Here is a 25833-nt window from a genome sequence, read left to right as displayed (position 1 = left end):
CTGTGCATAGTGCCGGCCAAAATAATGACGATGAGGGAGATGCGGCTGGCGCGGCGGCGGCCGCACGCCGGAGAAACAATGCGGATCAGAATATTAGGCTCGGGCGCCGGCGGCGGCTTCCCGCAATGGAATTGCAACTGCGCAAATTGCCGGGCGGTCCGCGCCGGCGCGGCCGGCTATTCGCCGCGCACGCAATCGTCGCTCGCCGTCAGCGCCAATGGCGCAGATTGGCTGCTGCTCAACGCCTCGCCGGATTTGCGCGCGCAAATCGCCGCCGCGCCGGAACTCTCGCCCTGCCCCGACGACGGCGTGCGCGCCAGCCCGATCAAGGCGGTGGCGCTCACCAATGGCGACGTTGACCATGTCGCCGGCCTGCTCAATCTGCGCGAGGCGCAGCCCTTCAGCCTTTACGCCGCGGGCCGCGTGCTGGAGGCGCTCGGCGCCAATCCGATCTTCACCATTTTGCAGACCCAGCTCGTGCCGCGCATCGAATTGCGGATGGACCGCACAATCGCGGTGACCGGCGCCGGGCTCGATCTCGGGCTTTCGATCCGCGCCTTTCCCGTGCCGGGAAAGATCGCGCTTTATCTCGAAAACGCCAATGCGCCCGATTTCGGCACGAGCGCCGGCGACACGCTCGGGCTTGAAATCGTCGAGACGCGGACCGGCCAGTCCTTTTTCTACATTCCGGGCTGCGCCAAGGTGGACGCGCCGCTCGCGGCGCGGCTCAAGGGCGCTTCGCTCGTCTTCTTCGACGGCACGCTCTTCCATGAAAACGAGATGATCGAACAGGGTCTCCTGGGCAAGACCGGCTCGCGCATGGGCCACATCAATATGAGCGGCGACGACGGCTCCATCGCCGCCTTCGCGCCGCTCGACGTGACGCGCAAAATCTACGTTCACATCAATAATTCAAATCCGACGCTCAACGAATTTTCGCAAGAACGCGCCGCGATCCAAAGCGCCGGCTGGGAGATCGGGGCGGACGGCATGGAGGTGACGCTATGAACGGCATCGTGCAGGTGGATTGGCGCGACGCCGCGCCGCTTTCGCGGGAAGAGTTCGAGGCGGCGATCCGCGCCGTCGGCGCCGAGCGTTATCACGACAAGCACGAATTCCATAAGCTGCTGCACGGCGGCAAGCTCCAAAAGGAACAGGTCGCCGCCTGGGCGCTCAACCGCTACTGCTACCAGGAAGCCGTGCCGCGCAAGGACGCCGCCTTCATGAGCCGCGTGCATGACCGCGCGCTGCGTCGCGAATGGATCCACCGCATTCACGATCACGACGGCCTTGGCGAGGAAGGCGGCGGCATCGAACGTTGGCTCGTGCTCACAGACGCTTTGGGCTTTTCGCGCGACTATGTAACCTCGCGTCGCGGCGCCCTCCCCGCCACGAAATTCGCCGTGGAGGCCTATGTGCGTTTCGTCGTCGAGCAGCCGCTCGTCGTCGCCGTCGCGTCTTCGCTCACCGAACTCTTCGCGCCCTCGATCCATCGCGAACGCATCGCCGGCATGCTGGAGAATTATAATTTCGTCGACGATCAGGTAATGGCCTATTTCAAGCGTCGCCTCACCCAGGCGCCGCGCGATTCCGAATTTGCGCTCGCCTTTGTGCTCGACAACGCCAGGACTCGCGCCGAGCAGGAAGCCTGCGTCGGGGCCGTGAGGTTCAAATGCGACGTCTTGTGGGCGCAGCTTGACGCCTTACATCATGCCTATGTCACGCCCGGGCTGATTCCGCCCGGCGCATGGCGCCCAGGGGAAACGAATGTCTGATCCGCACGCCGCGCGTTTCGTGATCGGACCGGACTCGCGTCCGGCCTTCACGCGCTATGCGCGGCTGCATGAGGATCGCGCCCGCGCGCGCACCGTCATTCTTGCCCCCGAACGCGCCTATGAGCTCGACCAGATCGGCCTCATCGTCCTGCGCGCCATCGACGGCGTAACCCGGGTCGGCGATCTTTGCGCCAAGCTCGCGCAACAATATTCGGCGCCGCTCGAGGTCATTGCCCGCGACGTGACGAAACTGCTGCAAGGCCTCGCCGACAAGCGGCTGCTCCGCGACGGAGCGGACGCTTTCTCGCCGCCGCCGGTCTCGGCTTTCGCCTCGTCGATCGCGCCTTTCGCCGGAGGGCCCGCCGGGCTTCTTGCCGAGCTTACGCATCGCTGCCCGCTGCAATGCCCCTATTGCTCCAATCCGCTCGAACTCGAGCGCGCGAATACCGAGTTGAGCGCCGACGAATGGGGCGAGACGTTCCATCAGGCGGCGGCGATCGGCGCGTTGCAATTACATCTTTCGGGCGGCGAACCGACGATTCGGCGCGATCTCGAAGAAATACTCGCCCATGCCGTGGACGCCGGCCTCTACACCAATCTCGTCACCTCCGCCGTGCTGCTCACGCGAGAGCGCCTGCAGCGTCTCGCTGAGATCGGCCTCGACCATGTGCAGGTCTCGGTGCAGGACGTTATTCCCGACAGCGCCGACCGCATCTCGGCCTTTGAAGGCGGCGTCGCCAAGAAGCGCGACGTGGCGCGCTGGACGCGCGAATTCGGGATGGGGCTGACGATCAACGCGCCGATGCATCGGCAGAACATCGCGCATCTGCCGCAGATCATCGATTTCGCCGTGGAGGTCGACGCGCAACGCATCGAGATCGCCCATATCCAATATTACGCCTGGGCGCAGGTGAACCGCGCCGCGCTCATTCCGACCCGCGAAACCTTCATGGCGACGGTGGAGATCGTCGAAGCGGCGAAGAAGCGCCTCGCCGGCGTGCTTAATTTCGATTTCGTCATCCATGATCATTACGCGACGCGGCCCAAGGCCTGCACCGGCGGTTGGGGCCGCTCGATCATGGCGGTGACGCCTTCCGGAAAGGCGCTTCCCTGCCACGCCGCGCAAACGCTGCCAGGTCTCGTCTTCGACAATGTGCGCGATCGCCAGCTCGGCGACATCTGGCGCAACGGCCAGGCTTTCAACGCCTTTCGCGGCGTCGACTGGATGAAGGAGCCGTGCCGCAGCTGCGAGCGGCGCGACATCGACCATGGCGGCTGCCGCTGCCAGGCTTTCGCCGTCACCGGCGACGCGAGGGCGGTCGATCCCGCCTGCCATCTCTCGCCGGAACATGCGCGCTTCGCCGCCTTCGCGGAAGTCGAGTCGCATGCGCCCGCGCCGGACTTCGTCTATCGGCGCTACGGCCCCGCCGCGCAGGGCGCACGCGCGAAAGAGCCCGTCTAGCGGTCCCCAGAGCGGTCCCCAGAGCCTAATCATCTTCCTGGGCGGCGGCCGGCGCCGCTATGCCGCAAAAAAATCCGAAGCGGTAAGAAAGGAGCAACTTCCACGCTGCATATTAAGCCCCGTCTCGCGGAGTTAAGGATTTATTTCGCATAAGTCGCGTAACGGAGCTTGTCGCATGAAGTCGCGGGATACGCTTGTCCGCCTGAAACGCTTTCAGGCCGAGGAAAAACGCCGGCGCGTCGTTCAGCTTAATGCGATGATCGCCGAATTCACGCGCATGGCGAATGAGCTCGACCGCGAAATCGCACAGGAAGAGCGGCGCGCCAATATCGACGACCCCTCGCACTTCGCCTATCCCACCTATGCCCGCGCCGCGCGCGTGCGCCGCGATAATATCATGGCGTCGGTCGCCGAATTGCGCGGCCAGCTCGACGATGCGGAAGCGCAGTTCAAGGAAGCGGCCGAGGAGTTCGCCAAGGCGCAGAGCCAGGAGGCGCGCGACCGCGGCGCCGAACGCCTGATCGACGTCGTCGCCGACCGCCGTCAGAGCGAATTGTCGGAAGCGCTGCGCCGCGTCTGACCCCTCGTCAAAACAGCCGCCAGCGCAGCCGCCCCTTCGGCGCGCGCGCCCAAATCCCATAGGTCGTGCGCGGGCGCGCCTCGGCTGGCCCGCCGCGCGCGACGGACGCCGCAAGAGGCGCGATATCATAGCGAAAGCGCCGGAACATGAGCGTCGCGCCCGGATGCGCCGCCTGAACAAAGACGAGCTCGAACCGCGCAAGGTCGGCGATCCACGCGGGCTTGATCGCGCCTTGTGCGCAGAGCGTGTGGAGCCGCTGCGACAGCGCGGCGGCGTCGGCGCGACGGCGCAGAGGCGCCGCAGGACCCTCGATCGCCTCCTTAAGCAGCGCGTCGAATCTTTCCTCCAAAAGGCGCGCCGTGAGCGGCAGCGCCTTGCGGGCGTCGAGACTGCGCTTGCCAAGGAGACTTTGCGCGAAGGTCTCCACCTCGCGCCGGTCGATGAGCGCGAGCGTTTCAGCCGCCTTGCCGTCCAGGCCGAAACGCGCCGCGATAGCAAGCGGCGCATCGAAGAAGGCGCGCCGCAGGCTTGCGTCGGTATAAATGCGCGCAAGCAGCGCTTGGGTCCGCGCGAGACTCATGGCGCGCGCTCCCGCAACAGGGCGCGCGCCCGCGCCGCCTCGTCGATGAGTTCGCGAAACGGCGGCAGGCGCTCGTCGCGTTCGAGAATGGCGCCTCTAATAGGCGCGCGCCGGACGACGCGCGCGAGAAGCGCCCAGACGGCCTCGCTCGTCGCGGCGTCATGGCTGTCGATCAGGAGGTCGCCCCGCCGGCGCCCGCCCGCATAGTGAATTTGCACGAGCCTGTCCCAGGGCCAGCGCTCGAAAGCGGCGTCGAGATCGATGCCGAAATTCGTCGCGTTCACATGCATATTGGCGATGTCGCATAGCCAGCCGCAGCCGCTCGCTTCAAGCGCGCGCGACAGAAATTCAGGCTCCTCCATTTCGCCGCCGGGAACGCGCACGACGGTGGTGACGTTTTCGAGAATGAGCGGCGCCCTGATGCGGCTGCGGACAATCTCGATATTGCGCGCGACGGCGTCGATCGCTTCCTGCGTATAGGGAAGCGCTGCGAGATGGCCGATGCTGACGCCGCCCGCGCGGGTAAAGCAAAGATGCTCGCTCCACCAGGGCGGATCGACGCGCTCGATCAGCGCCGCGAGCTTATCGAGATAGCGCAGATCGATCCCATCGGCGCCGCCAATGGAAAGATCGAGCCCGTGAACGACGAGCGGAAAATGCGCCGCGAGCAAGTCGAGCTCGTCGAGCTTTTCCGGCGCGGCGTCGAGATAATGATCGGCGATGATTTCGAGAAAATCTACGCCCGCGCGATGGGCGAAGAGATCGGCGCGAAACTGCGGGCGATAGCCGAGCCCCGAGCCGAGCGCGGGCGCGTCCATCGCCGCGACCAACGCATTATCCGCCATCGCCGCAACTGCCGCCGCAGCTTGTGCCGCAATCGCCGCCGCCGGACGCCGAGCCGCGCTTAAAGGACTCGGCGAACATCGCCTCGGTCGTATCTTTCAGTACGGAGAAGCCATAGAGGCCAATGAGAAAGAGCGAAGCGCCGTGGAAGGCGCGCGCTTCCGGCCCGGGCGAGCCAATATGCCTTACCGCCTCCTTCAGACGATCCGCATAAGCGAGCCGCAGCGCGTCGAGATAGGCGTGGCCGCGACGGCTCGCATGGGAGCGGGTCAGCACATAGGCGAGCGCGAAGAGCGCTGCGATGGAGGCGATCGCGAGAAAGATCAGATAGGAGACATTGGCCGGTCCCCCATTCCAGGAGACGTAAAGTTTGGCGAGCGCGAGGCCGGCGATGATAAGGGTTCCGACGATCTGCGCGCGCGTGCGCCAGATTTTCACCGCTTCGGGTTTTATCAGTTTTTCCGTCGCGAGCTTCGCGCGCAAAGGCGCAAGCTCGTCGAGCAACTGCTTGCGCAGGACGCGATTTTCAAACAATTCGCGCGCCTTCGGTTTCGCCTGCGCGGATTGCAGCACGATTTGCTCCAGCGCGTTGAGTTCGCCGGACTGCGGCTCCTTGTCGGTCGGAACGACCCGGTCCCCTTTGGCGAGAGCGACGAAGCCGCGCTGCGCGAGATCATAGACGAGCGTGCGAATGACCTGATTCACGCCGCCTTGCAGATAGGCGACCTCCATCGCATCCGGATTCTGCGGCACGGGCGGCGGCGGTTGGCGGTCTGTGCGATCCGCGAGCCGAATGACGAGCCAGGCCGCCGCCAGCACGAGAATGACGACCAGTCCGAAGACGTTCAGGAATGCGGGACCGGGGAGATCGAGAATCGAAAGAAGATGCACGGCGTGGCTCTCAATTTGACAGTATGTCTTGCGTCAGGCGGCGCGCCTGCAGCGTCGCGACCGCGAGCACGGCCATGCCGACCGCCTGATGCGCGAGCGCAAGCAATAGGTGCGGCGTTCCGTCAAAAGGCGGCTCGACCAGCACGAGCGTCCCGACGCCCAGCGCGATCTGCATGACGACATGGCCGAAGACGATGATCGCGCCGCGTCGGGCGCGCCCTTCCGCATTTAACAGCGCGTCGACGAGATGGCCGAAGGCGAGAACGAAGATCGCATAGGCGATCATGCGGTGGAAAAACTGCACGGTGACGGGATTGTCGACGAGATTGACCCAGATGGGCTCGAGGCTCCACAGCACATCCCCGGAGGGAATGAAGACGCCGTCCATCAGCGGCCAGGTGTTGTTGACGAGGCCGGCGCGCAGACCCGCGACGAGGCCGCCGACGAAAATCTGCACGAAGGCCAGCGTCAGAAGGACGAGCGCGGTCGCTTTCAAGCGCCCCGCCCCCTCATGCACGACGGAGCGCGCGCGCGGACCGAGACCGCCAGCGACCCAGAGGCAAGCGGAAAAGATCAGCGCGGCGAGGATGAGATGGATCGCGAGACGCTCCTGCGCCACCTCCACCCGCTTCACGAGGCCCGAGGCCACCATCCACCAGCCGACGCCGCCCTGCAGCGCGCCGAGCGCGAAAATGCCGAGGAGCTTTGGCTTAATCGAGCGCGGCAGCCGCCCGCTCGCCCAAAACCAGATCAGCGGAATGGCGAAGACAGCGCCGATCAGGCGCCCGAGCAGGCGATGCGCCCATTCCCAAGCGTAGATATATTTGAACCCGACCAAATCCATGTTCGGGAACAGCTCTTTATATTGCGGTATTTGCTTATATTCGTCGAAAGCTTCCAGCCATTCCTTGTGGGAGAGCGGCGGCAGCACGCCGGTGACAGGCTTCCATTGGACGATGGACAGGCCGGATTCTGTCAGCCGCGTCGCGCCGCCGACGATGACCATGAGGAAAACCAGCGCCGCGACGAGCCACAGCCAGTTGCGCACCGCAATGGCGTTCTCCTCCGTCGCATAGGGCTTGATCGCTGGGACGGGATGCGGAAAGTGAAGCCAGTCTTCCATGACGCGCCACGGTTCGAGAAGCGAGCGACGGCGGCAGTTAAGGGATCGCGGCCGTACTTGTCCACACCTCGAGCCAGTTCATGAATCGCCGATTTCAGATTGCGATCTAAAATATTGAAGTAAAGTGCTTTTTATGCCAGACCGATGCCGGCTTCGGCAATATCCGCTCTCCGCGCCGCGCCGCGCCCTTCCGCCACCGGATTTTGGACTGAAAAGAGCGCGTCTGCGGATGTAAGAATTGCGACGGTCTCTTGAGTCGGGGAATCACGTGGTCGGCAAGAGCGACGAAGCCATGCGCACGATCGGCGAGGTGGCGGAGAGCCTAGACCTCCCCCAGCATGTGCTGCGCTTTTGGGAAACGCGCTTCAAACAGATCGATCCGCTGAAGCGGGCCGGCGGGCGGCGCTTCTATCGGCAGCGCGACATAGAGCTTGTCGCCGCGATTCGTCATCTGCTCTATCATGAGGGCTATACGATCAAGGGCGTGCAGCGCATCCTCAAGGAGCGCGGCGTCGAAACGATTCTTGAGGAAGCGCGCCGACGCGAATCGGGCGAACCGATCGACGCGGAAGCCGAGGCGACGAATCGAAGCGCCGCGGGGCGCGTAACGGCGGGCGAGGACTTCCCCGCCGACGACGAGCCGCTCGACGGGGTCTTCGAGGAAGTGGACGGCGACGACACGCCCGCGCTCGACGTGCCGGCGCGCGTCAATCTCCCCGCCGTGATTGTCGAGCCGAGGCCGCTCGCCGAAGCCGAAGCGCGAATACTGCGCGGGGTTCTGGCGGAAATCGAAGAGTGCAAACGGCTTTTGAAACTGACCAAGCGTTGAGAACGCCGCCGTTGCCAGCGTCGTCGCGGCTCACTATAACGGCGCCACGTCGGAGTGTAGCGCAGCCCGGTTAGCGCACTTGTCTGGGGGACAAGGGGTCGTGGGTTCGAATCCCGCCACTCCGACCATTTAAGCGATCCTAATAACGGTCAAAAACGCTCTCATGGCGGCCGGAAGTCGCGCCCTGCTGCCTCGCGGCGACTCATTCGCTTTCGCGCGGCGGCGCCCCTTTATGGAGCGCGATGACAGGGCGACGGTCGCGACGCCGCTTCGAGGGAGCTGGCGCGGCGCCGGACGGCGCGACCGGCAACGATTTAGTAACAATCGCCAATTCCATAAAAAAATTGCGCACTTAAAAATCACACCGGTTTAAAGTATCTTCGGTCAAGATGTTGTAGAAATACAACATCTTGAAGTCATCATTGCGACAACCCGCGTTTAATAGCGCCTCCCGATTGACATAATGCGGATGACCGGCGCATCAACATACATCGCTTCGAGCCGAAGAGCAGTAAGACTTGGATATACTTACCTGCTCAATAAGCGGAGCGTTTTTACATGCTTGGCTGACAGCCGGAATGGGGTAAACCATGACGAAGAGATTGACTTTCGCAACAATCGTTGCGCTCGCAGTGAGCGGCGGTTCGGCGCTCGCGGCCGACCTTCCGAGCTATAAGGCGCCGCTGCCGCCGCCGCCCCCGCCGCCGCCGCTGTGGACCGGCTTTTACGCGGGTTTGAACGCCGGCTATGGCTTCGGCACGACCAACCAGGTCAATACCGCTTCCTTCCCCGTACAGGATACGCTCGCCGCCCTGACCGCGCCGCTGTCGCCTTTCCTCGTGTCGAACTTCCGTTTTGGCTCGTCGTCGCTGGCGAACACCGGGACCGCCAACGTCAACCAGAACGGTTTCATCGGCGGCGGCCAGATCGGCTACAACTGGCAGTTCTACAATAGCTTTGTCGCCGGCGTTGAAGCCGACATCCAGGGCGCGGGCATCCGCGGTCGCGGCGGTTATTCCGGCGTGGGCGCCGACAGCCTCAACTTCGCGAATCTTGTGACTGTTAACCGCACCGCGATCGGTTCAGGCGACATCCAGGCGGGCATCGACTGGATGGGCACGGTTCGCGGCCGTCTCGGCTGGCTGGCCCTGCCGACTCTGATGGTTTACGGCACGGGTGGTCTCGCCTATGGCGGCGTCTATGCCAATGCGACCCATTCGGCGGCGGGCACGGCGTCTCTCTCGGTCCTCGGCTTCCCGATCGCGTCGCTCGGCGCGCCTGTCGTTCCCGGAACGGCGCGCTATTCGGACACGCGCGTCGGCTGGACGGCCGGCGGCGGCTTCGAATGGATGCTGATGCCAGGCTGGAGCGTGAAGGCGGAAGCCCTCTATTACGACCTCGGCAGCGCCACCATGGCGTCAAGCCCTGTCATCTATATGTCGCCGATCTCGATTCCCTTCCTGGGAATTGGCGGACCTCTCGCTGCCAATGTTCCCACGTCGCGCATCAAATATGACGGAGTCATCGCCCGCGCCGGCGTCAACTATCACTTCAACTGGGGCTCCGCGCCGATCGTCGCGAAATATTGATCGTCGGAATCTTCAAAATTTCGACTTCAAACGGGAAACCCGGCCCTCGCGGCCGGGTTTCCTTTTGTCTGCGCCTGGAAGGAATAGCGCCGCCGCGCAGGTTGCCCGCTTCCGGCGCGCGCTCTATGTTCGCTTCGCTTCAAACGAAGCGGCGGCGCCGGCCCGCCCGACGCCGTCGCGTCGACGGAAATGTTTTTCGAGCCCGAAACAGCGAGGATGGTTCTCATGTCTCATAGCTCCGACCCCGCCGACCCGAAAGCCGCCGACGTTCCGGCCAAAGCCGAAAAAACGGAAGAGGAGAGCTGGGTCACGGCGATCGAACACGGCATCGATGAAATCAAGACGCAGCCGCCCGAGATTCTGTTTCTCGACGTCCTCAAAATCGACCTGCCCTATATCGTCATGCTGTCGATGGCGCTGCTGGGCATCGGCATGGTCACATTCACGGGTCAGCCCGTCGCATTCTACTGGGAGCTGCTGACGCCCGTTTATTGCGCGATCTGCATCTTCGTGGGCTGGCGCCATGCGGAATCCACGCATGACCGCACGCGTCTCGTCTGGACGCAAATCCTGCATTGGGCGGCGTTTCTCTTCGGCATGTGGCTGATCTATTCGGCGCCGCTGCGCAGCCTGATCGACGTCAATGCGGCGGGCCTCAACCTGATGGTGCTGCTTGCCGTCGCGACCTTCGTCGCGGGCGTGCACGCCGTCGCCTGGCAGATATGCGCCGTCGGCCTTATTCTCGCGCTCTTCGTGCCGGCGGTCGCGATCATTCAGCGCTCGTCGCTTTTCATTCTCGTGTCGATTATCGGGATCGTCTTTGTCGCCGCGACCATTTACATCACAATGCATTCGCATCGGCGAAAGATCGACGCGGCCGGCGACGATATCGTCTGAATAAGCCGCGCGCCGGCGCTTCGCCGGCGCGCGTTTGATCTCAGGCGGAAGGCGCCTGGGCGGCGAGCGCCGCGCGAATCGCATCTTCCTTCGATTTTTCGAAAGAGGTGCGCAATACGACGCCGCCCGCGCCCTTCAGGCCCTCAAGCACTTTGTCCGTCGTCATTTTGCGCACGAGCACGAACAGCGCCGCGCCGCCCGCCGGAACAGCCGCCGTCACATCCTTCATGAATTTATCGTCGATGCCGAAATCGGTCAGAGCGCCTGAGAGGGCGCCAGCGCCCGCGCCGAGCGCCGCGCCGGCGAGCGGCATCATGAAGATGAGGCCGATCAACAGGCCCCAGAAGGCGCCGGACACGCCGCCGATCGCGGTGGTGCTGAACAATTGATTGAGCTTGATGGAGCCATCCTCGCTCTTGACCGCGACCACCGCATCGCCGAGTTCGATAAGATATTCCTTCTGCATGGCGAAAAGTTTCTGCCGAACCTCTTCCGCCTTTTGTTCCGACGGAAATGCAATCACGAGAAGGTCATTCATAGGCGCCTCTCCTTTTTCGCGTCGCTCCCTGGCTTCGCAGACGACGATCTAGTTCAGTCGACCCAAGAGGGCAATGCGCGCGCAGGGAAATAAGCCATGCGCGGGGAAGAATCAGCTTTTCCGCGCGTGAAACGAAAAAGGCCCGGCGCGCCGCCGGGCCTTTTCCTCTTTGGCTTGCCGCGCCGATCAAACCGGCTGCGGCTCCAACCCGCCGACATCGGGCTCGGGCTTGGGTCCCGTCGTCGGCACCGCCGAGCCGCGCGGCGGCTGGGGCGCCGAAGGCGTCTCGTCGCGCACCGGGCGTTTGCCGACGAGCAGGCCCTTCATCTCCTCTCCCGTCAGCGTCTCGAATTCCAGCAAGCCATTGGCGAGCGTATCGAGCTGGCTGCGCTTTTCGGTCAAGATGCGCTTGGCCTCGTCATAGGCCTCCTGCACGAGCCGGCGCACTTCCCCATCGATCGTCTGCTGCGTGGCTTCGGAAAGCGTCTGCTGGCGTCCAATCGAGTAGCCGAGGAACTGCTCCTGTTCGGGATTGGCGTAGGCGACCGTGCCGAGCTTGTCCGAGAAGCCGAGCTGCGTCACCATCGCGCGCGCCACCCGCGTGCATTGCTGGATGTCGGAAGCCGCGCCCGACGTCACCTTGTCATGGCCAAAGATCAGCTCCTCGGCGACGCGGCCGCCCATGGCGATGGTGAGCATCGCCGTGAGCTGCTCAAAGGTCTGCGAAATCTGGTCGCGTTCCGGCAGGCCCTGCACCATGCCGAGCGCACGGCCGCGCGGGATGATCGTCGCCTTGTGGATCGGCATGGCGCCCGGAACAGAAAGCTGTACCAGCGCATGTCCGCCCTCGTGATAGGCGGTGAGTTTCTTCTCCTCATCCGTCATCACCAGCGTGCGCCGCTCAGCGCCCATCATGATCTTGTCGCGCGCGTCCTCGAACTCCTGGTTCGTCACGATCCGCTTCGACCGCCGCGCCGCAAGCAGCGCCGCCTCGTTGACGAGATTCATCAAATCGGCGCCCGAGAACCCCGGCGTGCCCCGCGCCACCACCTTCAGATCGACGTCCGGCGCCAAAGGCACCTTGCGGGCGTGAACCTTGAGGATCTTCTCGCGCCCGATGAAATCCGGGTTCGGCACCTGGATCTGGCGGTCGAAGCGGCCCGGCCGCATCAACGCCGGATCGAGCACGTCCGGTCGGTTCGTCGCCGCGATCAGGATGATGCCTTCATTGGCTTCAAACCCGTCCATCTCCACGAGCAACTGGTTCAGGGTCTGCTCGCGCTCGTCATTGCCGCCGCCAAGACCCGCGCCGCGGTGACGGCCCACCGCGTCGATCTCGTCGACGAAGATGATGCAGGGCGCGTTCTTCTTGGCCTGCTCGAACATGTCGCGCACGCGCGAGGCGCCGACGCCGACGAACATTTCGACGAAGTCGGAGCCCGAGATCGAGAAGAAGGGCACGCCAGCCTCGCCGGCGATGGCGCGGGCGAGCAGCGTCTTGCCGGTGCCGGGCGGGCCGACGAGCAAGACGCCGCGCGGAATGCGTCCGCCGAGGCGCTGGAACTTTTGCGGGTCGCGCAGGAATTCGACGATCTCCTGGAGATCTTCCTTGGCTTCGTCGACGCCGGCGACATCCTCGAAGGTCACGCGCCCCTGCGTCTCGGTGAGCAGCTTCGCCTTCGACTTGCCAAAGCCCATCGCGCGGCCGCCCGCCCCGCCCTGCATCTGGCGCGCCATGTAAATCCACACGCCGATGAAGAGCAGCAGCGGCAATCCGTTCACGAGCAGCGTCGAGAGCCAGCCGGGGCTGTCGCTCGCCGGACGCGCGCTGATCTGCACCTTCTTGCTCTCAAGCTTCTGCACGAGCGACGGATCATTCGGCGCATAGGTCGTGAAAGTGCGATTGTCGTTGAAGTGGCCGGTGATCTCATTGCCGGCGATGGTCACGTCATGGATACGGCCTTCGTCAATCTGCACGAGCAGTTCGCTAAAGGTGATTTCGCGCGCAGGGGTGCGCGACTGCTGATGCTGGAACAGGCCGAACAGCAGAGCGCCGACGGCGACGAAGACGACCCAAGGCAAATATTTCTTCCAATTCGCCTTCATTTTCACCTCCTATGACGCGAGCCGCGGCGAGCGCGAACGTCGTCGTCATCATGCATGTCTTCCTGGCTGTGGGCGACGCGCCTCGACAGACGCAAGATGAGATTAGAAACAATGTAGGTCAGGATGGCGAAATAGCCAAATTATGTCCGTTATCCGCCAAAAGGCTGCTGCTCCCGCGCGGAAGACCGCGCGGGCGCCCTTAGAGGGGCGGGGCACGGGGGAAGCCCAGACCCGGTTATCCCTGGTCGACCCAGCCGCCTCCTCAATCGCGAATCCCTGCGATCCCTGCTTTGCGAGGTAAGTCGTCGGCTATCCGACAGAAAACAGATGTGGCGACGGCAAAGCTCATGTCATGAATTTAACAATCGTCGCTGCGGCGCAACCCTGCTCAAGCCTTGCCGTTTGAACGCAAGACGGCGCGGCCCATGGGCCCGTTAGACCTTCTATTTTGCCTCGTTCAAGAGCCATTGGAGCGTGCGACGCAATAGCTTTCCCGCTTGGCTTTCCAACGCGTCGATGCGTTAATTTGTCGCATCGCTTCCGCTGCGCCTCGAGGGCGAGCGGCAAGGAAGCGTTGAGAAAGGGAAACGCCATGAACGCCGTGCAAGCGATTCTTTCGATTTTCGCCGCCGCCGCCGCTGTGACGATCGCCATCACGGCGCTCGTAAACGCCTGAGCTAGAAAATATTTAAGAAGGCGGCCGATCCTGGATGGCCGTCGATCCGACGAGCCGGCGCGCCCTTGGAGGCGCGCCGTTCCTTTTTTGCAGAGCTTTTTGCGCGCCGAGAGCCAAAAGAAAAAGCCCGGCCTTTTGGGCCGGGCTTCCAGGATGCGACTTAGTCGGTCGATCAGTATTTGGCGACGACCGGGGGCGCGCCCCAGTTGAAGTGATAGTTCAGGCCGGCGCGGACGATATTGCCGCTGAAGCGCGTCCGCGTGACCGGAGCCACCGCCGTGAACAAGCCGACGCCCGGGCCGGTGTTGGCGTTCGCCAGAACGCCCTGGCTGAAGGTCACATTGCCAAGGTCGTAATAGAGATATTCGACCTTCGCCGACCAGTTCGGCCAGAACATCCACTCGACGCCGCCGCCAGCCGTCCAGCCGACGCGCGTGTCGGAGAAGGTGCCCGCCGAGAAATACGGGTTGCCGACGTTGCCGAGCGGGTTGACGGTGAACTGCTGCCAGATGCTGCTGTTGACGTTGACGCCGCCATAGGCGAGGCCGCCGGTGCCGTAGATGAGCAGCGTGGGCGTGAACAGCCAACCCAGACGGCCGCGGACGGTGCCGAGATAGTCGAGGGCTTTGGAGCCGGTCGCCGAGCTCAGCAACGGACCGTTGATCGTCGTATTGCCGAAGGCGACCGACGAAACGCGGTTGCTGTTGCCGGCGATGCCCTGGATGTCGGCTTCGACGCCCGCGACGAAGCTATTGTAGAACTGCCAGTTGTAGCCGATCTGACCGCCGCCGATGAAGCCGCTGTTGTTGGTGCCGAGCGTCGAATTGGCCAGCGCCGCCGAGAAGGGAAGCGCTTCGGTGCCGCCGGGGGAGCCGTTGTTGGTCAGTCCCCACGCGGACGTGGTGATGTTGTTGCTGTTGCCCCAGGTGCCGCCCGCGTTCAGACCGACGTAGAAGCCCGTCCACAGCGGCGGAGGCGGCGGGGGCGGCGGCAAGGGCGCCTTGTAGTGCGGAAGATCGGCGGCCACAGCCGTCCCGGCCGTCAGCGCCAATGCCATGGCGGCAAGTATCTTTTTCATCTGAATCCTCATTGCCTGGATGGAGGCGAAAACATTTCGCCGGAACTGCTGTTTGTGAACCCCAAGCGATCGCTCGCTGTAGGCGCAATCAAGCAGTGGGCGGCGCACACAGTCAACGCGAAACCAGGAGATTCACGGAAGGCGAAAGCACATTTCCCGAGGGTGTGGCGCCGGCGCCACAGAAGCGCGGCTTCGCCATGTTCCGATTATCGAATTTGAGCGTTCTATCCGCCGATCCCTGCATCGGCTCCCGGCGAAAAGCGCAAGCGCTGCAGCGCCCTTTAATAGAGCCGCGGGCGCCGCGTCATTGGGCTAGACTGTCGCCCGAATCCACGCCTGCGCGCCGCGTCGCGCCGCGAGCGTCAATGACCCGGAGGACATGTGCGCGCGGAACGAGAGAAAATATTCAATCTGCCGCCCGTGACGATGAACCTCATCGTCCTTCTCGCGGCGATGCAGCTTGTCGTCGCCTATGGGCCGGCGCCGCTCGCCAACTGGCTTTTCGAGACCTTCGCCTTTATTCCCGCGCGCGTGACGCTGGAGGGCGGAGCGGGCGCCTATCTGACGATGGTCGCCTACGCCTTTCTCCACGGCGACTGGACGCATCTCATCGTCAACGCCCTCTCCCTGGCCGCCTTCGGCTCTCCCGTCGAGCGCCGATTTGGCGCCCTCCCCTATCTCGCCTTTCTCGCCGCGAGCGCCTTTTGCGGCGCTTTGCTGTTTCTCGCCTTTCATCCCTACGACATCGCGCCTGTCGTCGGCGCCTCGGCGGCGATTTCCGGAACGATGGGCGCGATCGTGCGTTTTGCCTTTACGCCGGGCGGAAGGCTGGCGGAGCGCCGACGGGAGCCTTTCTCGACCGACGAAGAGGGTTCCGATTCTATTTCGCTGATGCAATTGCGCTCGAACAGGCGAGCGGTCCTTTTCCTTCTCGCCTGGTTCGGGGTGAATTTCCTGCTTGGCGCCTTTCCGCAGGCGGCCGGCGCCTCGAGCGCCATCGCCTGGGAGGCGCATATCGGAGGGTTTCTGTTCGGACTGCTCTGCTTCAGCTTGTTCGACCGCGGGGCTCGACGCGCCTTTTGAACTCGTCGGCCCAGCGGCGAGAGCTGAACCGTCGGGTGACATGAAAGGAGGGCGCATATGACGATTTCAAACATACTCGCCGAGAAGGGGCGCGACGTCGTGACGGCCTGCGCCGACATTTCGCTGCGCGAGGCGGCTGCGCTGATGATGCGTCACGGCATCGGCGCGCTTGTCGTCCTGGATGACCGCGGCGCGCTGCGAGGACTGATCGCCGAGCGCGACATCGTATCGGCGATCGCGCTGGAAGGCGCCGACGCGCTGACGCAATCCGTCTCGCATTATATGCAGACCGATCCCGCCTCGGCGCGCGAGGACGACGCCGTCGAGCACACCATGCGCCTCATGACGGTGGAGCGGCGCCGCCACATTCCGGTGATTCGGGAGCGACAGATCGTGGGTCTCGTCTCAATCGGCGACGTGGTGAAATACCGCATTCGCGTGATCGAGGAAGAGCACCGCTCCATGCGCGAATATATCGCGCAGGCCTAACGCCTGCCGGCGTGAAGACGATAGACCGCGGGTCAGCGAGACATTGACCGCGCGCGCTTGGATTCGCGCCGCGCGCGGGCTCACTGCATCTTCAGCACCGGATAACAGACGCACATCTCGTCTTCATAACCGCACAGCCATTCCCAGCTTTGCGCCGGCGGCAAATCCCTCAATATTTTCGCCCCGCCCCATCGCCGTTCCTTGGGAATCCAGACGCTGTCCCTGACGCTGACCGTCACATGGTCGGCCTTATATCCAAGTTTTTCCAAGCCCGCGGCGGGATCGGCGAGAAATTGCGGAAATTCCGCCTGTGTGAAGGTTACGGAGAATCGCGGCGGCAGGTCTTCGGCGCCTGCCACGCCCACCCCCGCAAGCTGTCGGACCTTGGGAGCGGCGTTTGCTTTATCTTCCGCCCACGCCGGCGCAAACAATGAGCAGTTCAACGCCGCGGCGCATAGAAATAGAATCACGCGCATGATCATTCCTCCAAATCGTTTTCACTAAAATCGCCGGGCCGCAGCGAAATCATTCTGATTAAAACGCCGCGCTTTGTATTGGTTTAAGACGCGTAGCGGCCGCCCGCAACATATCTAAGGATATAGAAGCGGTTGCGAGGATACAGAAAAGACGACTGGAAGCGATATTCGCCTTTTTACGTCAGGCGCCCACGCCCGGCATGGGAATATGCGCGAAAATGTTCGGCAAGGCGCGCTTCGTCGCCTCGCTTCCGACCTTGATGAGCTGTTCCGCCCTGTGGAAGTCGAACATGCCGACCTCCTCCATCCGCGCCGTGATGGTCGCGTCAGGCGGGTCGCCCGCGAGGCGCGAACGCAGAATGCGGTCCTGAATGATGTTGAAGGCGTCGATCATCGCGGTCGCGACATTGGGAGCGTCGTCCGGCTGACGGTCGAAATAGCGCGGGAGAAAGCGGTCGACGAAGGAAAAGTCCGTTTTCTCGCCGAAGGGCGCCGCGGATGGCGGCCGGGCGGGCAGCGCCGGGTCGTCGCGAATGACGCGCGCGCGATACATGGTGTCGGCGGTGACATTGACGCCGATCACATATTCGGCCCCGAGCGCGCGGCAGACGGTGACGGGCACGGGGTTGACCAGCGCGCCGTCAAAGAGCCAGCGGTCGCCGATGCGCACCGGCTCAAAGAGCCCCGGCAGCGCGTAAGACGCGCGAATCGCCAAAGGCAGCGAGCCCCGCTGCAGCCAGACTTCATGCCCCGTGCCGACCTCGGTCGCCACCGCGGCGAAGGGAATCGGCAACTCCTCGATCGTCACGCCGTCGAGCTCCTTTTCGAGCGCCGCGCGCAGACGTTCGCCGGCGATGAGGCTCGCGCCTGAAAAGGACAGATCCATCAAGGTAAAGACGCGGCGCTTGGTGAGCGAACGGGCGAAGGCTTCGATCTGGTCGAGCTTGCCGGCGGCATAGCATCCGCCAACCACCGCGCCGATCGACGTTCCCGCGATCACGTCGGGCTTGATGTCATGCGCGGCGAGTTCGCGCAGCACGCCGATATGCGACCAGCCGCGCGCCGCGCCGGCGCCGAGCGCGAGCCCGATGGTGGGTTGTCCGCGTCGCTCGCGTTTGGCGTCCGAATCGGCTTTGCGAATGACGGTGGTGGGCGGGGCCTCCGGCTCGGTCGTCGTCATCTCCGTCGTCGCGATGGCGTTGCGCGCATCGGAATCCTGAAGGTCGCGTTTAAGGAGCTGCAACATAACGCCCTGCCTGACCCACTGTCTCCCCGCCAAGTTCATCTGGCTATATTGGAGCAGAGGCTGCGCTCAGAAAGTGGCCGATAAGTTAACTTTCAGCCATCGTGCGCGGGCGAGCGCCCGTCATGCGTGAAAACCAGCGCGCCATTGGGATCGAGCGCGCGGTAGAAGCAGGACTTGCGTCCGGTATGGCAAGCCTTGCCGTCGCCGCCGACTTCGACCGCGAGGAGCAGCGCGTCCTGATCGCAATCGATCTGAAGCGACAAGACCTTCTGCGTCTGGCCGGAAGTGTCGCCCTTACGCCATAAGGACTGGCGGGAGCGCGACCAGTAATGCGCGAAGCCGGTCTCGATCGTCTTGTCGAGCGCGAGCCGGTTCATATAGGCGACCATCAGCACTTCGCGCGTCGCGGCCTCGACCGTCACGCAGACGATGAGGCCGTTCACGTCGAATTTCGGGGCGAAGACAACCCCCTCCTCCAATTCGCGTTTTTCAGCCGGCGCGCTCATCGCGCGCCGCGCAGGAGCGTGTAGAAATGCGCCTGCTCCGCCGCGTTATCGCGGAAAACGCCCGAAAATTGCATGGTGACGGTGGACGAGCCCTGCTTCTGCACGCCGCGCATGGACATGCACATATGCTCCGCCTCCACCATGACGGCGACGCCGCGCGGCGCGAGCGCCTCGTCGATCGCCGCGGCGATCTGCGCGGTCATGGCCTCCTGCGTCTGCAGTCGGCGCGCGAAAACCTCGACGAGCCGGGCTAGCTTGGAGAGGCCGACGACGCCGGCGAGGGGGTAATAGGCGATATGGGCCTTGCCGACGAAGGGAACGACGTGATGCTCGCAATGCGACGTGAAGGGAATGTCGCGAACGAGCACAAGGTCGTCGTAACCCTCGACCTCCTCGAAGACCGTGGAGAGCACGTCCTCGGCGCTCTCCAGATAGCCCTTGAAGAATTCTTCATACGCCCTCGCCACGCGGCGCGGCGTCTCGCGCAGGCCTTCCCGATCCGGGTCGTCGCCCGCCCAGCGCAGCAGCGTGCGTACGGCGGCCTCCGCCTCCTCGCGGCTGGGACGTTCGATCTTCCGGGGCGGTTCGAACGAAGAAAGGGGAAAGGTCTTAACCACGTCATCCATGTGGCGCCTCCGACTAACAATCGCCGGCCGCCTGCGAAGGCGCGCCGGCCGTCTGGCCGCCTTGCACGAAGCGTGCAAGGCCGATCCCTCAAATCGTCGCCCTCTCCTGATGGTTTCGAGATCACGCGAGAATTCGAGACTTACGGGAGCTTCAAGGGCTCCCCGCGCGCCGCCGCCGCTTCCGCCAAGCGCCGCGAAATCCTATATAGAGTCTTACCTTGGCGAAGGTAAGGCCTTCGCTTGAAAGTCGTCCCGGAAATGCTCGATAACATTTATAATCAACGCATTCTGGAACTCGCCGGGAATATTCCGCGCCTCGGCAGGCTCGCGGCGCCGGACGGGACCGCGACGGGCTATTCGAAGCTCTGCGGCTCCTCCATCACCGTCGATCTGAAGCTCGCGGGCGGCAAGGTGGCGGATTACGCGCATGAGTTGAAGGCCTGCGCGCTCGGCCAGGCCTCCGCCTCCATCATGGCGCGCAATGTCATGGGCTCGACGCCGCAGGAGCTGCGCGAGGCGCGCGACGCGCTGCGCAAGATGCTGAAGGAGAACGGCCCGCCGCCCGCCGGCAAATGGGCGGATCTCGCGGTTCTGGAGCCCGCGCGCGACTATAAAGCGCGCCATGGCTCCATCATGCTGGCCTTTGATGCGGTGGCGGACGCGGCGGCGAAAGCGGAGGCGGCGCAGGAGGCCACTTGAGCCTGGCGGCGCGCCTCGCCCAAACCGCCGATGAAAGTCGGGCGAGCGCCTGAGCCGCGATCGCAGCGCAGGCTTGATCGCAGGCTGAAAAGGCTGGACAAGCTTTGCCTGTCGCATCAGACGCGCGCTCAATAACAGTCGCCGCGTCAAGACAAGGGTCGTCCCGGTTGACCTCACAACATGCGGAACAGGCGGCCGACCGCCTGGGAGCGCTGGGCTGGTGGCGCGCGACGCCCCTCTACCTGCGCATCCTCGGAGCCGTGGCGCTGGGGCTCGCCGTCGGCGTCCTGCTCGGCGAACAGGCGGCGGCGCTTGAGACGCCTGCCAGGCTCGTATTGCGGCTCCTGGGGGCGCTTGCGCCGCCCTTGATTTTGCTCGCGATTGTGCAGGCGCTGATGCGCGCGCATCTTGGCGGCCGGGAGGCGCTGCGGCTGGCGACGCTGCTGTTGACGAACACGCTGGTGGCGATCGGCATCGGCCTCCTTGTCGCCAATGTCCTTCAAGCCGGTTCGTGGTCGAACCCGGCGCCGGCGCATACGCCCGCCAAACCCACCGTTGGCGCAGATCCCCTCGCCCAATTCCTGGACAGCGTGCCCAAGAGCATCGGCGGGCCATTTTCCGACAATGGCGCGGTGATGGGCGTCATTTTCATTGCGGTGGCGCTGGGCGTCGCCCTGAGAAGCGTGCGCCATCACGAGGTGCGCACCGTGGAAGACCTGGTTCACGTGGCGCTGACCAGCCTGATTACGATTCTGCACTGGATCATAGACCTCGTGCCGCTGGCCGTGTTCGGCATCGTCGCCAGCATCGTCGGCGTGAAGGGCTTTCAAGATTTTTTCGCTTTGGGGGGCTTCGTCGTCGCTGTGCTCACGGCGCTGACGCTGCAAGCCGGCTACTACCTCATTCGCGTGCGACTGGGCTCCTGGGCGCCGCCGCTCCATGTGCTGCGGGGCGTGCGCGATGCGCTGGTGATGGCTTTTTCGACCGGCAGCTCCACCGCGACGATGCCGGTGACCTACGCGCGCCTGCGCGAAAATGTGGGGCTGCGCGAAGAGTCCGCCAGCATGGGGGCGCTCGTGGGCGCGAATTTCAATAATGACGGCACCGCGCTCTATGAAGCCATGTCGGCGTTGTTCGTCGCGCAATTGCTGGGCATGCAGTTGACGCTGGGCCAGCAGTTCATCGTCGTGGCGACGTCCGTCGTCGCATCGGTCGGCGCCGCCGGCATTCCAGAGGCCGGTTTGGTGACGATGACCATGGTCTTCAAGGCTGTGGCGCTGCCCACCGACTACATCGCCATGCTTTTTACCGTGGACTGGTTTTTGGACCGCTGTCGGACAGCCATCAACGTCATGGGCGACGTAACGGTCAGCTGTCTGCTAGATGGCAAAACCCGCGAGCGGCCGAATACGTTACCGCCCTGAGAAGATAGATGCGGCAGAGGCTCGCCCCCACGCCTCTTTCCGCTTACGCTCGCACCCCATGACGCCTGCCCCGATTCGCATTCTCGGCATCGACCCCGGCCTTCGCAACACCGGCTGGGGCGTCATCGAGGCGCAGGGTTCGCGGCTCTCCTTCATCGCCTGTGGGCGCTTGCGCCCCGACGTGCGGCTCGATATGGGCGAGCGGCTGCGGCAATTGCATGAGGGACTCATGAGCGTCATCGCCGACCATACGCCGCAGGAAGCGGCGATCGAGGAGACTTTCGTCAATCGCGATCCGCAGTCCGCGCTCAAGCTCGGGCAGGCGCGTGGCGTGGCGTTGACGGCCCCTGCCCTCGCCGGCCTCGCGATCGCCGAATATGCCGCCAATCTGGTGAAGAAGACCGTCGTCGGCGCCGGCCACGCCGACAAGACGCAGGTCCAGATGATGGTGCGCGTGTTGCTGCCTTTGAGCGCCGCGACGAGCGCGGACGCCGCCGACGCGCTCGCGGTGGCGATCTGCCATGCGCAGCATCGCGCCCTGCGCGAGGCTGTCGGCTGATGCGGCGCGCCCTCGCCATCATTGCGGCGCTTGCCGCCGCCCCGATCCACGCGGCCTCGGTAGACAAGGATACGCCCGCCGGCCGCTACGCCATCGACGCGGCAAGCTGCAAGGCGAAGGATTATTTCGTCACCGTCACGGCGAAGGAGACCGTGCTGCCGACGTTTTCCTGCAAGGACGTCTCTTACGACCAGACGGAAAACAAGGGTGGACGCGCGGTCTATCAGGCGACGTCGTCGAAGTGCTTCGGCGAAGAGTCTGTCCAGCCGCGCAAGGAAAGCTTCACGCTGATCGTCGACGCCGCCGGGCTGCAAATCGTCTGGAGCGACGGATCGAAAAGCGCGGTTTTCGCCCGCTGCCCCGAACGGCCATGATCGGCAAGCTCAAGGGCCTCATCGACTCCTATGGCGAGGATTACGTCATTCTCGACGTGAACGGCGTCGGCTATGTCGTGCATTGCTCGACGCGAACCTTGCAAAGACTGCCGCGCGCGGGGGAAGCCGCCGCGCTCGCGATCGAGACCCAGGTGCGCGAGGATTCGATCAGGCTTTTCGGCTTTGCGAGCGAGGCCGAGCGCGACTGGTTCCGCCTGCTCCAGAGCGTGCAGGGCGTCGGCGCCAAGGTCGCGCTCGCCCTTCTCTCCATTCTGCCGGCGAGCGACCTCGCCACGGCCATCGCCATGCAGGACAAGACGGCGGTCGCGCGCGCGCCGGGCGTCGGGCCGAAGCTCGCCGCGCGCATCGTCGCCGAGCTGAAGGACAAGGCGCCCGCCTTTGGCGCGGTCGATCCGGCCGTGGCGCGGCTTTCGGGCGAGGAGCCCGACAGCGGCGCGCCCGCCGCGGCGCGGGACGCGATTTCGGCGCTGGTCAATCTCGGCTATGGCCGCCCGCAGGCCACCGCCGCCGTCGCCGCGAGCCTCAAGGCGCTGGGAGAGAACGCCGAGACCGGCGCGCTGATCCGGCAGGGCCTTCGCGAACTTGCGGGGTGAGTTCGGACGCAGGTTAGGCCGCGATCACGTCGCGGTAGATTTCGGCGAGCGTCATTTCGAACTCTATCGCCGGCAGGCGAAGCGCGTCGCCGATTACGCCCAGTCTCGGACGTTCGAAGAAGCCGCCCTCGACGCGGTCGATAACGTCGACCGCAAGATAATCCCGCTCGACCAGCACATAATGCTGAAGCGACGGGAGGCGTTGATAAAGGCCCCATTTCTCCCAGCGGTCGCGCTGGGCGGAGCCTTTCGAGACCACCTCGACCAGGACGACAGGATCGTCGATCGAGATCGTATCAGGCGGGAGCGCCCCACAGCGCACCATCACATCTGGAAAACAGGCAAGATCGAGCAGACGCTCCTTGAGCCAAAAGGTCTCCTGGAACGGCCGGCAATCGGACCCGCCGCGGCGGAAGACGTTCATCATCGCGGTCGAGATATTCTGGCAGATGCGGTTGTGCTCCCAGCGCGCGCCGACCATCATGCGCACGACGCGGCCGCCGATCAGCTCCCATTTCTCGTCGGCGGGCTTGTCGGCCAGAAGTTCCTCGAAATCGTCGAGGGACATATACTCATATTGCGAGGACGGGCGATTCACGGCGCGGCTCCGTTTGACGCATCATAGCACGGCGCGCGCGCCCGCGCAGGAGAAGAGCGACCGGCCATGGCGGAGGCCCGCCTCATCAGCCCGCAGCGGCGCGAAGACGATTCGGACGCCTCGCTCCGCCCGCTGGCGCTCGCCGACTTCACCGGCCAGGAGGCCGCGCGCGCCAATTTGCGGGTCTTCATCGAGGCGGCGAAGACCCGCAAGGATGCGCTGGACCATGTGCTGCTCGTCGGCCCGCCAGGGCTCGGCAAGACGACTCTGGCGCAGATCGTCGCGCGCGAACTCGGCGTCAATTTCCGCTCGACCTCCGGCCCCGTGATCGCCAAGGCCGGCGATCTCGCCGCCCAACTCACCAATCTCGAACCGCGTGACGTTTTGTTCATCGACGAAATTCACCGGCTCAATCCGGCGGTCGAGGAAATCCTCTACCCGGCGATGGAGGACTTCCAGCTCGATCTCATCATCGGCGAAGGCCCGGCGGCGCGCTCGGTGAAGATCGACCTCGCCCGTTTCACGCTCGTCGGCGCCACAACGCGCGCCGGCCTGTTGACGACGCCGCTGCGCGACCGCTTCGGCATACCGGTGCGGCTCAATTTCTATACGGCCGAGGAGCTGGAGCTGATCGTGAAGCGCGGAGCGCGCGTGCTCGGCGTCGGCATGAGCATTGAGGGCGCGCGCGAGATCGCGCGGCGTTCGCGCGGCACGCCGCGCATCGCCGGGCGCCTGCTGCGCCGCGTGCGCGATTTCGCAGTGGTGGAAGACGCGGCGTCGATCACGCGCGAACTCGCCGACCGCGCGCTGTCGCTCCTCGAAGTCGACACCATCGGCCTCGATGTGATGGACAGGCGCTATCTCGAAATGGTCGCGGTCAATTTTGGGGGCGGACCGGTGGGGATCGAGACCATCGCCGCCGCGCTCTCCGAGCCGCGCGACGCGATCGAGGACATTATCGAGCCCTTTCTGCTGCAACAGGGCTTCCTGCAGCGCACGCCGCGCGGACGCCTGTTGACGCCGCACGCCTTCCGTCATCTCGGCCTCGCCGAGCCGGCGCGGCCCGTCGCGCAATTCGGACTGTTTGAAGAAGAAGGAGACTAGCCGCGCATTAAGTTAATGCGCGATCGGGCCGCCGGCCTTTTTCCAGGCGTCGAGACCGCCCTCTATATGGCGGGCGGCGGCGAGGCCTGCGGCTTGCGCCGCCTCGACCGCCATCGCCGAACGCTCGCCATAGGCGCAATAGAATAGGATCTGCTTGCCCGTGGCGACGGCGAGTTCATGCAGCAAGCCGCCTGCGCGAATATTCTCTTCCAATTCGCCATAAGGCATATGGAGCGAACCGGGGATGACGCCCTGGATCTCCCGTTCATGCGCCTCGCGCAGATCGACGAGCGCCGTCGACGGCGTGCCGACAATATCGAAGGCCTCTTGCGGCGCGAACGACCAGCCGCGCCGCGCGATTTCTTCCTGATGCAGGCCGATATGTCTATTGGCCGGCACCGCCACATCCATCATTTTCGGATTGGGCAGATGCAGGCTGTCCATCAGCGCGATATATTCCTCGACGGATTTGACCTGCAGGCGCGGATTATGGGCGCGCTCCTCGCCGATGGCGCTCACCGTATCGCCCTTATAGTCATGGGCGGGATAGACGAGCGTCGAATCCGGGAGCTTCAACAGCTTTCCGAAGATCGACTCATATTCGGCGCGCGCGTCGCCGTTTTGGAAATCAGTGCGGCCCGTGCCGCGAATGAGCAGCGTGTCGCCGGTGAAGACCCTGTCGGCCATCGTGAAACTATAGGAATCGTCCGTGTGCCCCGGCGTGTAGAGAACGTCGAGCCGCACGCCAGAAATATCGATGCGGTCTCCCTCGGAGACGCGCATCGACACGACGTCGGCGGCGCTTCGCTCCCCCATCACCGTTATGCAATGCGTGCGGTCGCGAAGCGCCCCCAGCCCCGTGAGGTGGTCGGCATGCGTATGCGTATCGATGGCCTTGACGAGCCGCACGTCGAGTTCGCGCAACAATTGAAGATAGCGCTCGACCTTGTCGAGCACCGGATCGATGATCAGCGCCTCGCCGCCATGCTCCCCGGCCAGAAGATAGCTGTAAGTGCAGGACACGCTGTCGAACAATTGGCGAAAGATCAACGGACGCCCCTCTCAGGC

The 25833-nt window shown here is 64.2% G+C and carries 28 protein-coding genes and 1 tRNA gene; 16 read left to right on the top strand and 13 right to left on the bottom strand.

Features of this window, described 5'->3' with window-relative positions; genetic code table 11:
• The first annotated feature begins 78 nt into the window (after positions 1 to 78).
• The 4 genes from pqqB to V3H18_RS05630 all read left to right on the top strand — a co-directional run bounded on the left by pqqB (position 79) and on the right by V3H18_RS05630 (position 3817).
• Positions 79 to 1008, top strand: coding sequence for a pyrroloquinoline quinone biosynthesis protein PqqB (gene pqqB / locus V3H18_RS05645; RefSeq protein ID WP_332080982.1), 930 nt, complete (start codon positions 79 to 81; stop codon positions 1006 to 1008).
• Positions 1005 to 1775, top strand: a complete 771-nt coding sequence (gene pqqC, locus V3H18_RS05640; RefSeq protein WP_332080981.1) for a pyrroloquinoline-quinone synthase PqqC — start codon at positions 1005 to 1007, stop codon at positions 1773 to 1775. The genes pqqB and pqqC overlap by 4 nt, the downstream gene beginning before the upstream one ends.
• Positions 1768 to 3237: a pyrroloquinoline quinone biosynthesis protein PqqE gene (gene pqqE, locus V3H18_RS05635; protein ID WP_332080980.1), complete on the top strand. Its 1470-nt coding sequence runs from the start codon at positions 1768 to 1770 to the stop codon at positions 3235 to 3237. The genes pqqC and pqqE overlap by 8 nt, the downstream gene beginning before the upstream one ends.
• A 175-nt stretch (positions 3238 to 3412) precedes the next feature.
• Positions 3413 to 3817: a flagellar export protein FliJ gene (locus tag V3H18_RS05630; protein WP_332080979.1), complete on the top strand. Its 405-nt coding sequence runs from the start codon at positions 3413 to 3415 to the stop codon at positions 3815 to 3817.
• 7 nt (positions 3818 to 3824) lie between these two features.
• On the opposite strand, the gene V3H18_RS05625 is transcribed toward V3H18_RS05630, so the two are convergent.
• From V3H18_RS05625 to V3H18_RS05610, 4 genes are read right to left on the bottom strand one after another with little or no spacing between them, the layout of a single operon-like run.
• Entirely contained in the window at positions 3825 to 4397 is a 573-nt protein-coding gene (locus V3H18_RS05625; RefSeq protein WP_332080978.1) for a hypothetical protein, read from the bottom strand.
• A complete protein-coding gene (locus tag V3H18_RS05620) occupies positions 4394 to 5242 on the bottom strand; it encodes a DUF692 domain-containing protein (protein ID WP_332080977.1) in 849 nt (282 codons plus the stop codon). The genes V3H18_RS05625 and V3H18_RS05620 overlap by 4 nt, the downstream gene beginning before the upstream one ends.
• The gene (locus tag V3H18_RS05615; protein WP_332080976.1) at positions 5232 to 6131 is read right to left on the bottom strand and encodes a TIGR04222 domain-containing membrane protein; all 900 of its coding nucleotides are present in this window, start codon (positions 6129 to 6131) and stop codon (positions 5232 to 5234) included. Before V3H18_RS05615 ends, V3H18_RS05620 begins: the two co-directional genes overlap by 11 nt.
• Positions 6132 to 6141: 10 nt before the next feature.
• Positions 6142 to 7254 (bottom strand): COX15/CtaA family protein, encoded by a 1113-nt coding sequence (locus V3H18_RS05610; RefSeq protein ID WP_332080975.1) that lies wholly within the window; start codon positions 7252 to 7254, stop codon positions 6142 to 6144.
• 292 nt (positions 7255 to 7546) lie between these two features.
• Here V3H18_RS05610 and V3H18_RS05605 point away from each other — a divergent pair, with 292 nt between their 5' ends.
• The 4 genes from V3H18_RS05605 (at position 7547) to V3H18_RS05590 (ending at position 10569) form a co-directional block, all read left to right on the top strand.
• Positions 7547 to 8083 (top strand): MerR family transcriptional regulator, encoded by a 537-nt coding sequence (locus V3H18_RS05605; RefSeq protein WP_408631764.1) that lies wholly within the window; start codon positions 7547 to 7549, stop codon positions 8081 to 8083.
• A gap of 50 nt (positions 8084 to 8133) precedes the next feature.
• Positions 8134 to 8211: transfer RNA gene (locus V3H18_RS05600), tRNA-Pro, on the top strand.
• 462 nt (positions 8212 to 8673) lie between these two features.
• Positions 8674 to 9672 (top strand): outer membrane protein, encoded by a 999-nt coding sequence (locus V3H18_RS05595; RefSeq protein ID WP_332080973.1) that lies wholly within the window; start codon positions 8674 to 8676, stop codon positions 9670 to 9672.
• A 225-nt stretch (positions 9673 to 9897) separates the two neighbouring features.
• Entirely contained in the window at positions 9898 to 10569 is a 672-nt protein-coding gene (locus V3H18_RS05590) for a hypothetical protein (RefSeq protein ID WP_332080972.1), read from the top strand.
• Between the two features lie 40 nt (positions 10570 to 10609).
• Here the strand turns inward: V3H18_RS05590 and V3H18_RS05585 are convergent, their stop codons facing one another.
• The 3 genes from V3H18_RS05585 to V3H18_RS05575 form a co-directional block, all read right to left on the bottom strand.
• Positions 10610 to 11107, bottom strand: a complete 498-nt coding sequence (locus tag V3H18_RS05585) for a DUF1269 domain-containing protein (RefSeq protein WP_332080971.1) — start codon at positions 11105 to 11107, stop codon at positions 10610 to 10612.
• A 186-nt stretch (positions 11108 to 11293) separates the two neighbouring features.
• Entirely contained in the window at positions 11294 to 13213 is a 1920-nt protein-coding gene (gene ftsH / locus V3H18_RS05580; protein ID WP_332080970.1) for an ATP-dependent zinc metalloprotease FtsH, read from the bottom strand.
• A gap of 848 nt (positions 13214 to 14061) precedes the next feature.
• Positions 14062 to 14967: an outer membrane protein gene (locus V3H18_RS05575; RefSeq protein WP_332080969.1), complete on the bottom strand. Its 906-nt coding sequence runs from the start codon at positions 14965 to 14967 to the stop codon at positions 14062 to 14064.
• 381 nt (positions 14968 to 15348) lie between these two features.
• Between V3H18_RS05575 and V3H18_RS05570 the strand changes: the two genes are divergently transcribed.
• Together V3H18_RS05570 and V3H18_RS05565 are read left to right on the top strand one after the other, a co-directional pair.
• Positions 15349 to 16050, top strand: a complete 702-nt coding sequence (locus V3H18_RS05570; RefSeq protein ID WP_332080968.1) for a rhomboid family intramembrane serine protease — start codon at positions 15349 to 15351, stop codon at positions 16048 to 16050.
• Positions 16051 to 16107: 57 nt separating this feature from the next.
• A complete protein-coding gene (locus V3H18_RS05565) occupies positions 16108 to 16539 on the top strand; it encodes a CBS domain-containing protein (protein WP_332080967.1) in 432 nt (143 codons plus the stop codon).
• Between the two features lie 80 nt (positions 16540 to 16619).
• On the opposite strand, the gene V3H18_RS05560 is transcribed toward V3H18_RS05565, so the two are convergent.
• The 4 genes from V3H18_RS05560 to folE form a co-directional block, all read right to left on the bottom strand.
• Positions 16620 to 17015, bottom strand: a complete 396-nt coding sequence (locus V3H18_RS05560) for a hypothetical protein (RefSeq protein ID WP_332080966.1) — start codon at positions 17013 to 17015, stop codon at positions 16620 to 16622.
• A gap of 181 nt (positions 17016 to 17196) precedes the next feature.
• Complete coding sequence (locus tag V3H18_RS05555) at positions 17197 to 18195, bottom strand: patatin-like phospholipase family protein (RefSeq protein WP_408631763.1); 999 nt, start codon at positions 18193 to 18195, stop codon at positions 17197 to 17199.
• Positions 18196 to 18353: 158 nt separating this feature from the next.
• Complete coding sequence (hisI, locus tag V3H18_RS05550) at positions 18354 to 18767, bottom strand: phosphoribosyl-AMP cyclohydrolase (RefSeq protein WP_332080964.1); 414 nt, start codon at positions 18765 to 18767, stop codon at positions 18354 to 18356.
• Positions 18764 to 19393: a GTP cyclohydrolase I FolE gene (gene folE, locus V3H18_RS05545; RefSeq protein WP_332080963.1), complete on the bottom strand. Its 630-nt coding sequence runs from the start codon at positions 19391 to 19393 to the stop codon at positions 18764 to 18766. The genes hisI and folE overlap by 4 nt, the downstream gene beginning before the upstream one ends.
• A gap of 258 nt (positions 19394 to 19651) precedes the next feature.
• Between folE and V3H18_RS05540 the strand changes: the two genes are divergently transcribed.
• The 5 genes from V3H18_RS05540 (at position 19652) to ruvA (ending at position 23063) form a co-directional block, all read left to right on the top strand.
• On the top strand, positions 19652 to 20092 hold the full coding sequence (locus V3H18_RS05540) for an iron-sulfur cluster assembly scaffold protein (RefSeq protein WP_332080961.1): 441 nt from the start codon (positions 19652 to 19654) through the stop codon (positions 20090 to 20092).
• A 167-nt stretch (positions 20093 to 20259) separates the two neighbouring features.
• Positions 20260 to 21516, top strand: coding sequence for a dicarboxylate/amino acid:cation symporter (locus V3H18_RS05535; RefSeq protein WP_332080959.1), 1257 nt, complete (start codon positions 20260 to 20262; stop codon positions 21514 to 21516).
• 58 nt (positions 21517 to 21574) lie between these two features.
• On the top strand, positions 21575 to 22075 hold the full coding sequence (gene ruvC, locus V3H18_RS05530) for a crossover junction endodeoxyribonuclease RuvC (protein WP_332080957.1): 501 nt from the start codon (positions 21575 to 21577) through the stop codon (positions 22073 to 22075).
• The gene (locus V3H18_RS05525) at positions 22075 to 22449 is read left to right on the top strand and encodes a M26 family metallopeptidase (protein ID WP_332080956.1); all 375 of its coding nucleotides are present in this window, start codon (positions 22075 to 22077) and stop codon (positions 22447 to 22449) included. The genes ruvC and V3H18_RS05525 overlap by 1 nt, the downstream gene beginning before the upstream one ends.
• Positions 22446 to 23063, top strand: a complete 618-nt coding sequence (ruvA, locus tag V3H18_RS05520) for a Holliday junction branch migration protein RuvA (protein WP_332080954.1) — start codon at positions 22446 to 22448, stop codon at positions 23061 to 23063. Before V3H18_RS05525 ends, ruvA begins: the two co-directional genes overlap by 4 nt.
• Positions 23064 to 23076: 13 nt before the next feature.
• Here the strand turns inward: ruvA and V3H18_RS05515 are convergent, their stop codons facing one another.
• Entirely contained in the window at positions 23077 to 23661 is a 585-nt protein-coding gene (locus tag V3H18_RS05515; protein WP_332080952.1) for a Uma2 family endonuclease, read from the bottom strand.
• A gap of 66 nt (positions 23662 to 23727) precedes the next feature.
• On the opposite strand from V3H18_RS05515, the gene ruvB reads away from it, so the two are divergent.
• The gene (ruvB, locus tag V3H18_RS05510) at positions 23728 to 24765 is read left to right on the top strand and encodes a Holliday junction branch migration DNA helicase RuvB (protein ID WP_332080951.1); all 1038 of its coding nucleotides are present in this window, start codon (positions 23728 to 23730) and stop codon (positions 24763 to 24765) included.
• Positions 24766 to 24777: 12 nt separating this feature from the next.
• Here ruvB and V3H18_RS05505 read toward each other — a convergent pair whose 3' ends face one another.
• Positions 24778 to 25815: an MBL fold metallo-hydrolase gene (locus V3H18_RS05505; protein ID WP_332080950.1), complete on the bottom strand. Its 1038-nt coding sequence runs from the start codon at positions 25813 to 25815 to the stop codon at positions 24778 to 24780.
• Positions 25816 to 25833 lie beyond the last annotated feature (18 nt).

This window comes from Methylocystis borbori (assembly GCF_036576025.1).
Lineage (GTDB): Bacteria > Pseudomonadota > Alphaproteobacteria > Rhizobiales > Beijerinckiaceae > Methylocystis > Methylocystis borbori.
Note: the sequence above shows the minus strand (reverse complement) of the source record. Positions and strands in the feature narration are given on the sequence as shown.

Coding starts and splice junctions, on each gene's coding strand:
- pqqB (WP_332080982.1), top strand. CDS start 79: ATGCGGATCAGAATATTAGGCTCGGGCGCCGGCGGCGGCTTCCCGCAA.
- pqqC (WP_332080981.1), top strand. CDS start 1,005: ATGAACGGCATCGTGCAGGTGGATTGGCGCGACGCCGCGCCGCTTTCG.
- pqqE (WP_332080980.1), top strand. CDS start 1,768: ATGTCTGATCCGCACGCCGCGCGTTTCGTGATCGGACCGGACTCGCGT.
- V3H18_RS05630 (WP_332080979.1), top strand. CDS start 3,413: ATGAAGTCGCGGGATACGCTTGTCCGCCTGAAACGCTTTCAGGCCGAG.
- V3H18_RS05625 (WP_332080978.1), bottom strand. CDS start 4,397: ATGAGTCTCGCGCGGACCCAAGCGCTGCTTGCGCGCATTTATACCGAC.
- V3H18_RS05620 (WP_332080977.1), bottom strand. CDS start 5,242: ATGGCGGATAATGCGTTGGTCGCGGCGATGGACGCGCCCGCGCTCGGC.
- V3H18_RS05610 (WP_332080975.1), bottom strand. CDS start 7,254: ATGGAAGACTGGCTTCACTTTCCGCATCCCGTCCCAGCGATCAAGCCC.
- V3H18_RS05605 (WP_408631764.1), top strand. CDS start 7,547: ATGCGCACGATCGGCGAGGTGGCGGAGAGCCTAGACCTCCCCCAGCAT.
- V3H18_RS05595 (WP_332080973.1), top strand. CDS start 8,674: ATGACGAAGAGATTGACTTTCGCAACAATCGTTGCGCTCGCAGTGAGC.
- V3H18_RS05590 (WP_332080972.1), top strand. CDS start 9,898: ATGTCTCATAGCTCCGACCCCGCCGACCCGAAAGCCGCCGACGTTCCG.
- V3H18_RS05585 (WP_332080971.1), bottom strand. CDS start 11,107: ATGAATGACCTTCTCGTGATTGCATTTCCGTCGGAACAAAAGGCGGAA.
- ftsH (WP_332080970.1), bottom strand. CDS start 13,213: ATGAAGGCGAATTGGAAGAAATATTTGCCTTGGGTCGTCTTCGTCGCC.
- V3H18_RS05575 (WP_332080969.1), bottom strand. CDS start 14,967: ATGAAAAAGATACTTGCCGCCATGGCATTGGCGCTGACGGCCGGGACG.
- V3H18_RS05565 (WP_332080967.1), top strand. CDS start 16,108: ATGACGATTTCAAACATACTCGCCGAGAAGGGGCGCGACGTCGTGACG.
- V3H18_RS05560 (WP_332080966.1), bottom strand. CDS start 17,015: ATGCGCGTGATTCTATTTCTATGCGCCGCGGCGTTGAACTGCTCATTG.
- V3H18_RS05555 (WP_408631763.1), bottom strand. CDS start 18,195: ATGACGACGACCGAGCCGGAGGCCCCGCCCACCACCGTCATTCGCAAA.
- hisI (WP_332080964.1), bottom strand. CDS start 18,767: ATGAGCGCGCCGGCTGAAAAACGCGAATTGGAGGAGGGGGTTGTCTTC.
- folE (WP_332080963.1), bottom strand. CDS start 19,393: ATGGATGACGTGGTTAAGACCTTTCCCCTTTCTTCGTTCGAACCGCCC.
- V3H18_RS05540 (WP_332080961.1), top strand. CDS start 19,652: ATGCTCGATAACATTTATAATCAACGCATTCTGGAACTCGCCGGGAAT.
- ruvC (WP_332080957.1), top strand. CDS start 21,575: ATGACGCCTGCCCCGATTCGCATTCTCGGCATCGACCCCGGCCTTCGC.
- V3H18_RS05525 (WP_332080956.1), top strand. CDS start 22,075: ATGCGGCGCGCCCTCGCCATCATTGCGGCGCTTGCCGCCGCCCCGATC.
- ruvA (WP_332080954.1), top strand. CDS start 22,446: ATGATCGGCAAGCTCAAGGGCCTCATCGACTCCTATGGCGAGGATTAC.
- ruvB (WP_332080951.1), top strand. CDS start 23,728: ATGGCGGAGGCCCGCCTCATCAGCCCGCAGCGGCGCGAAGACGATTCG.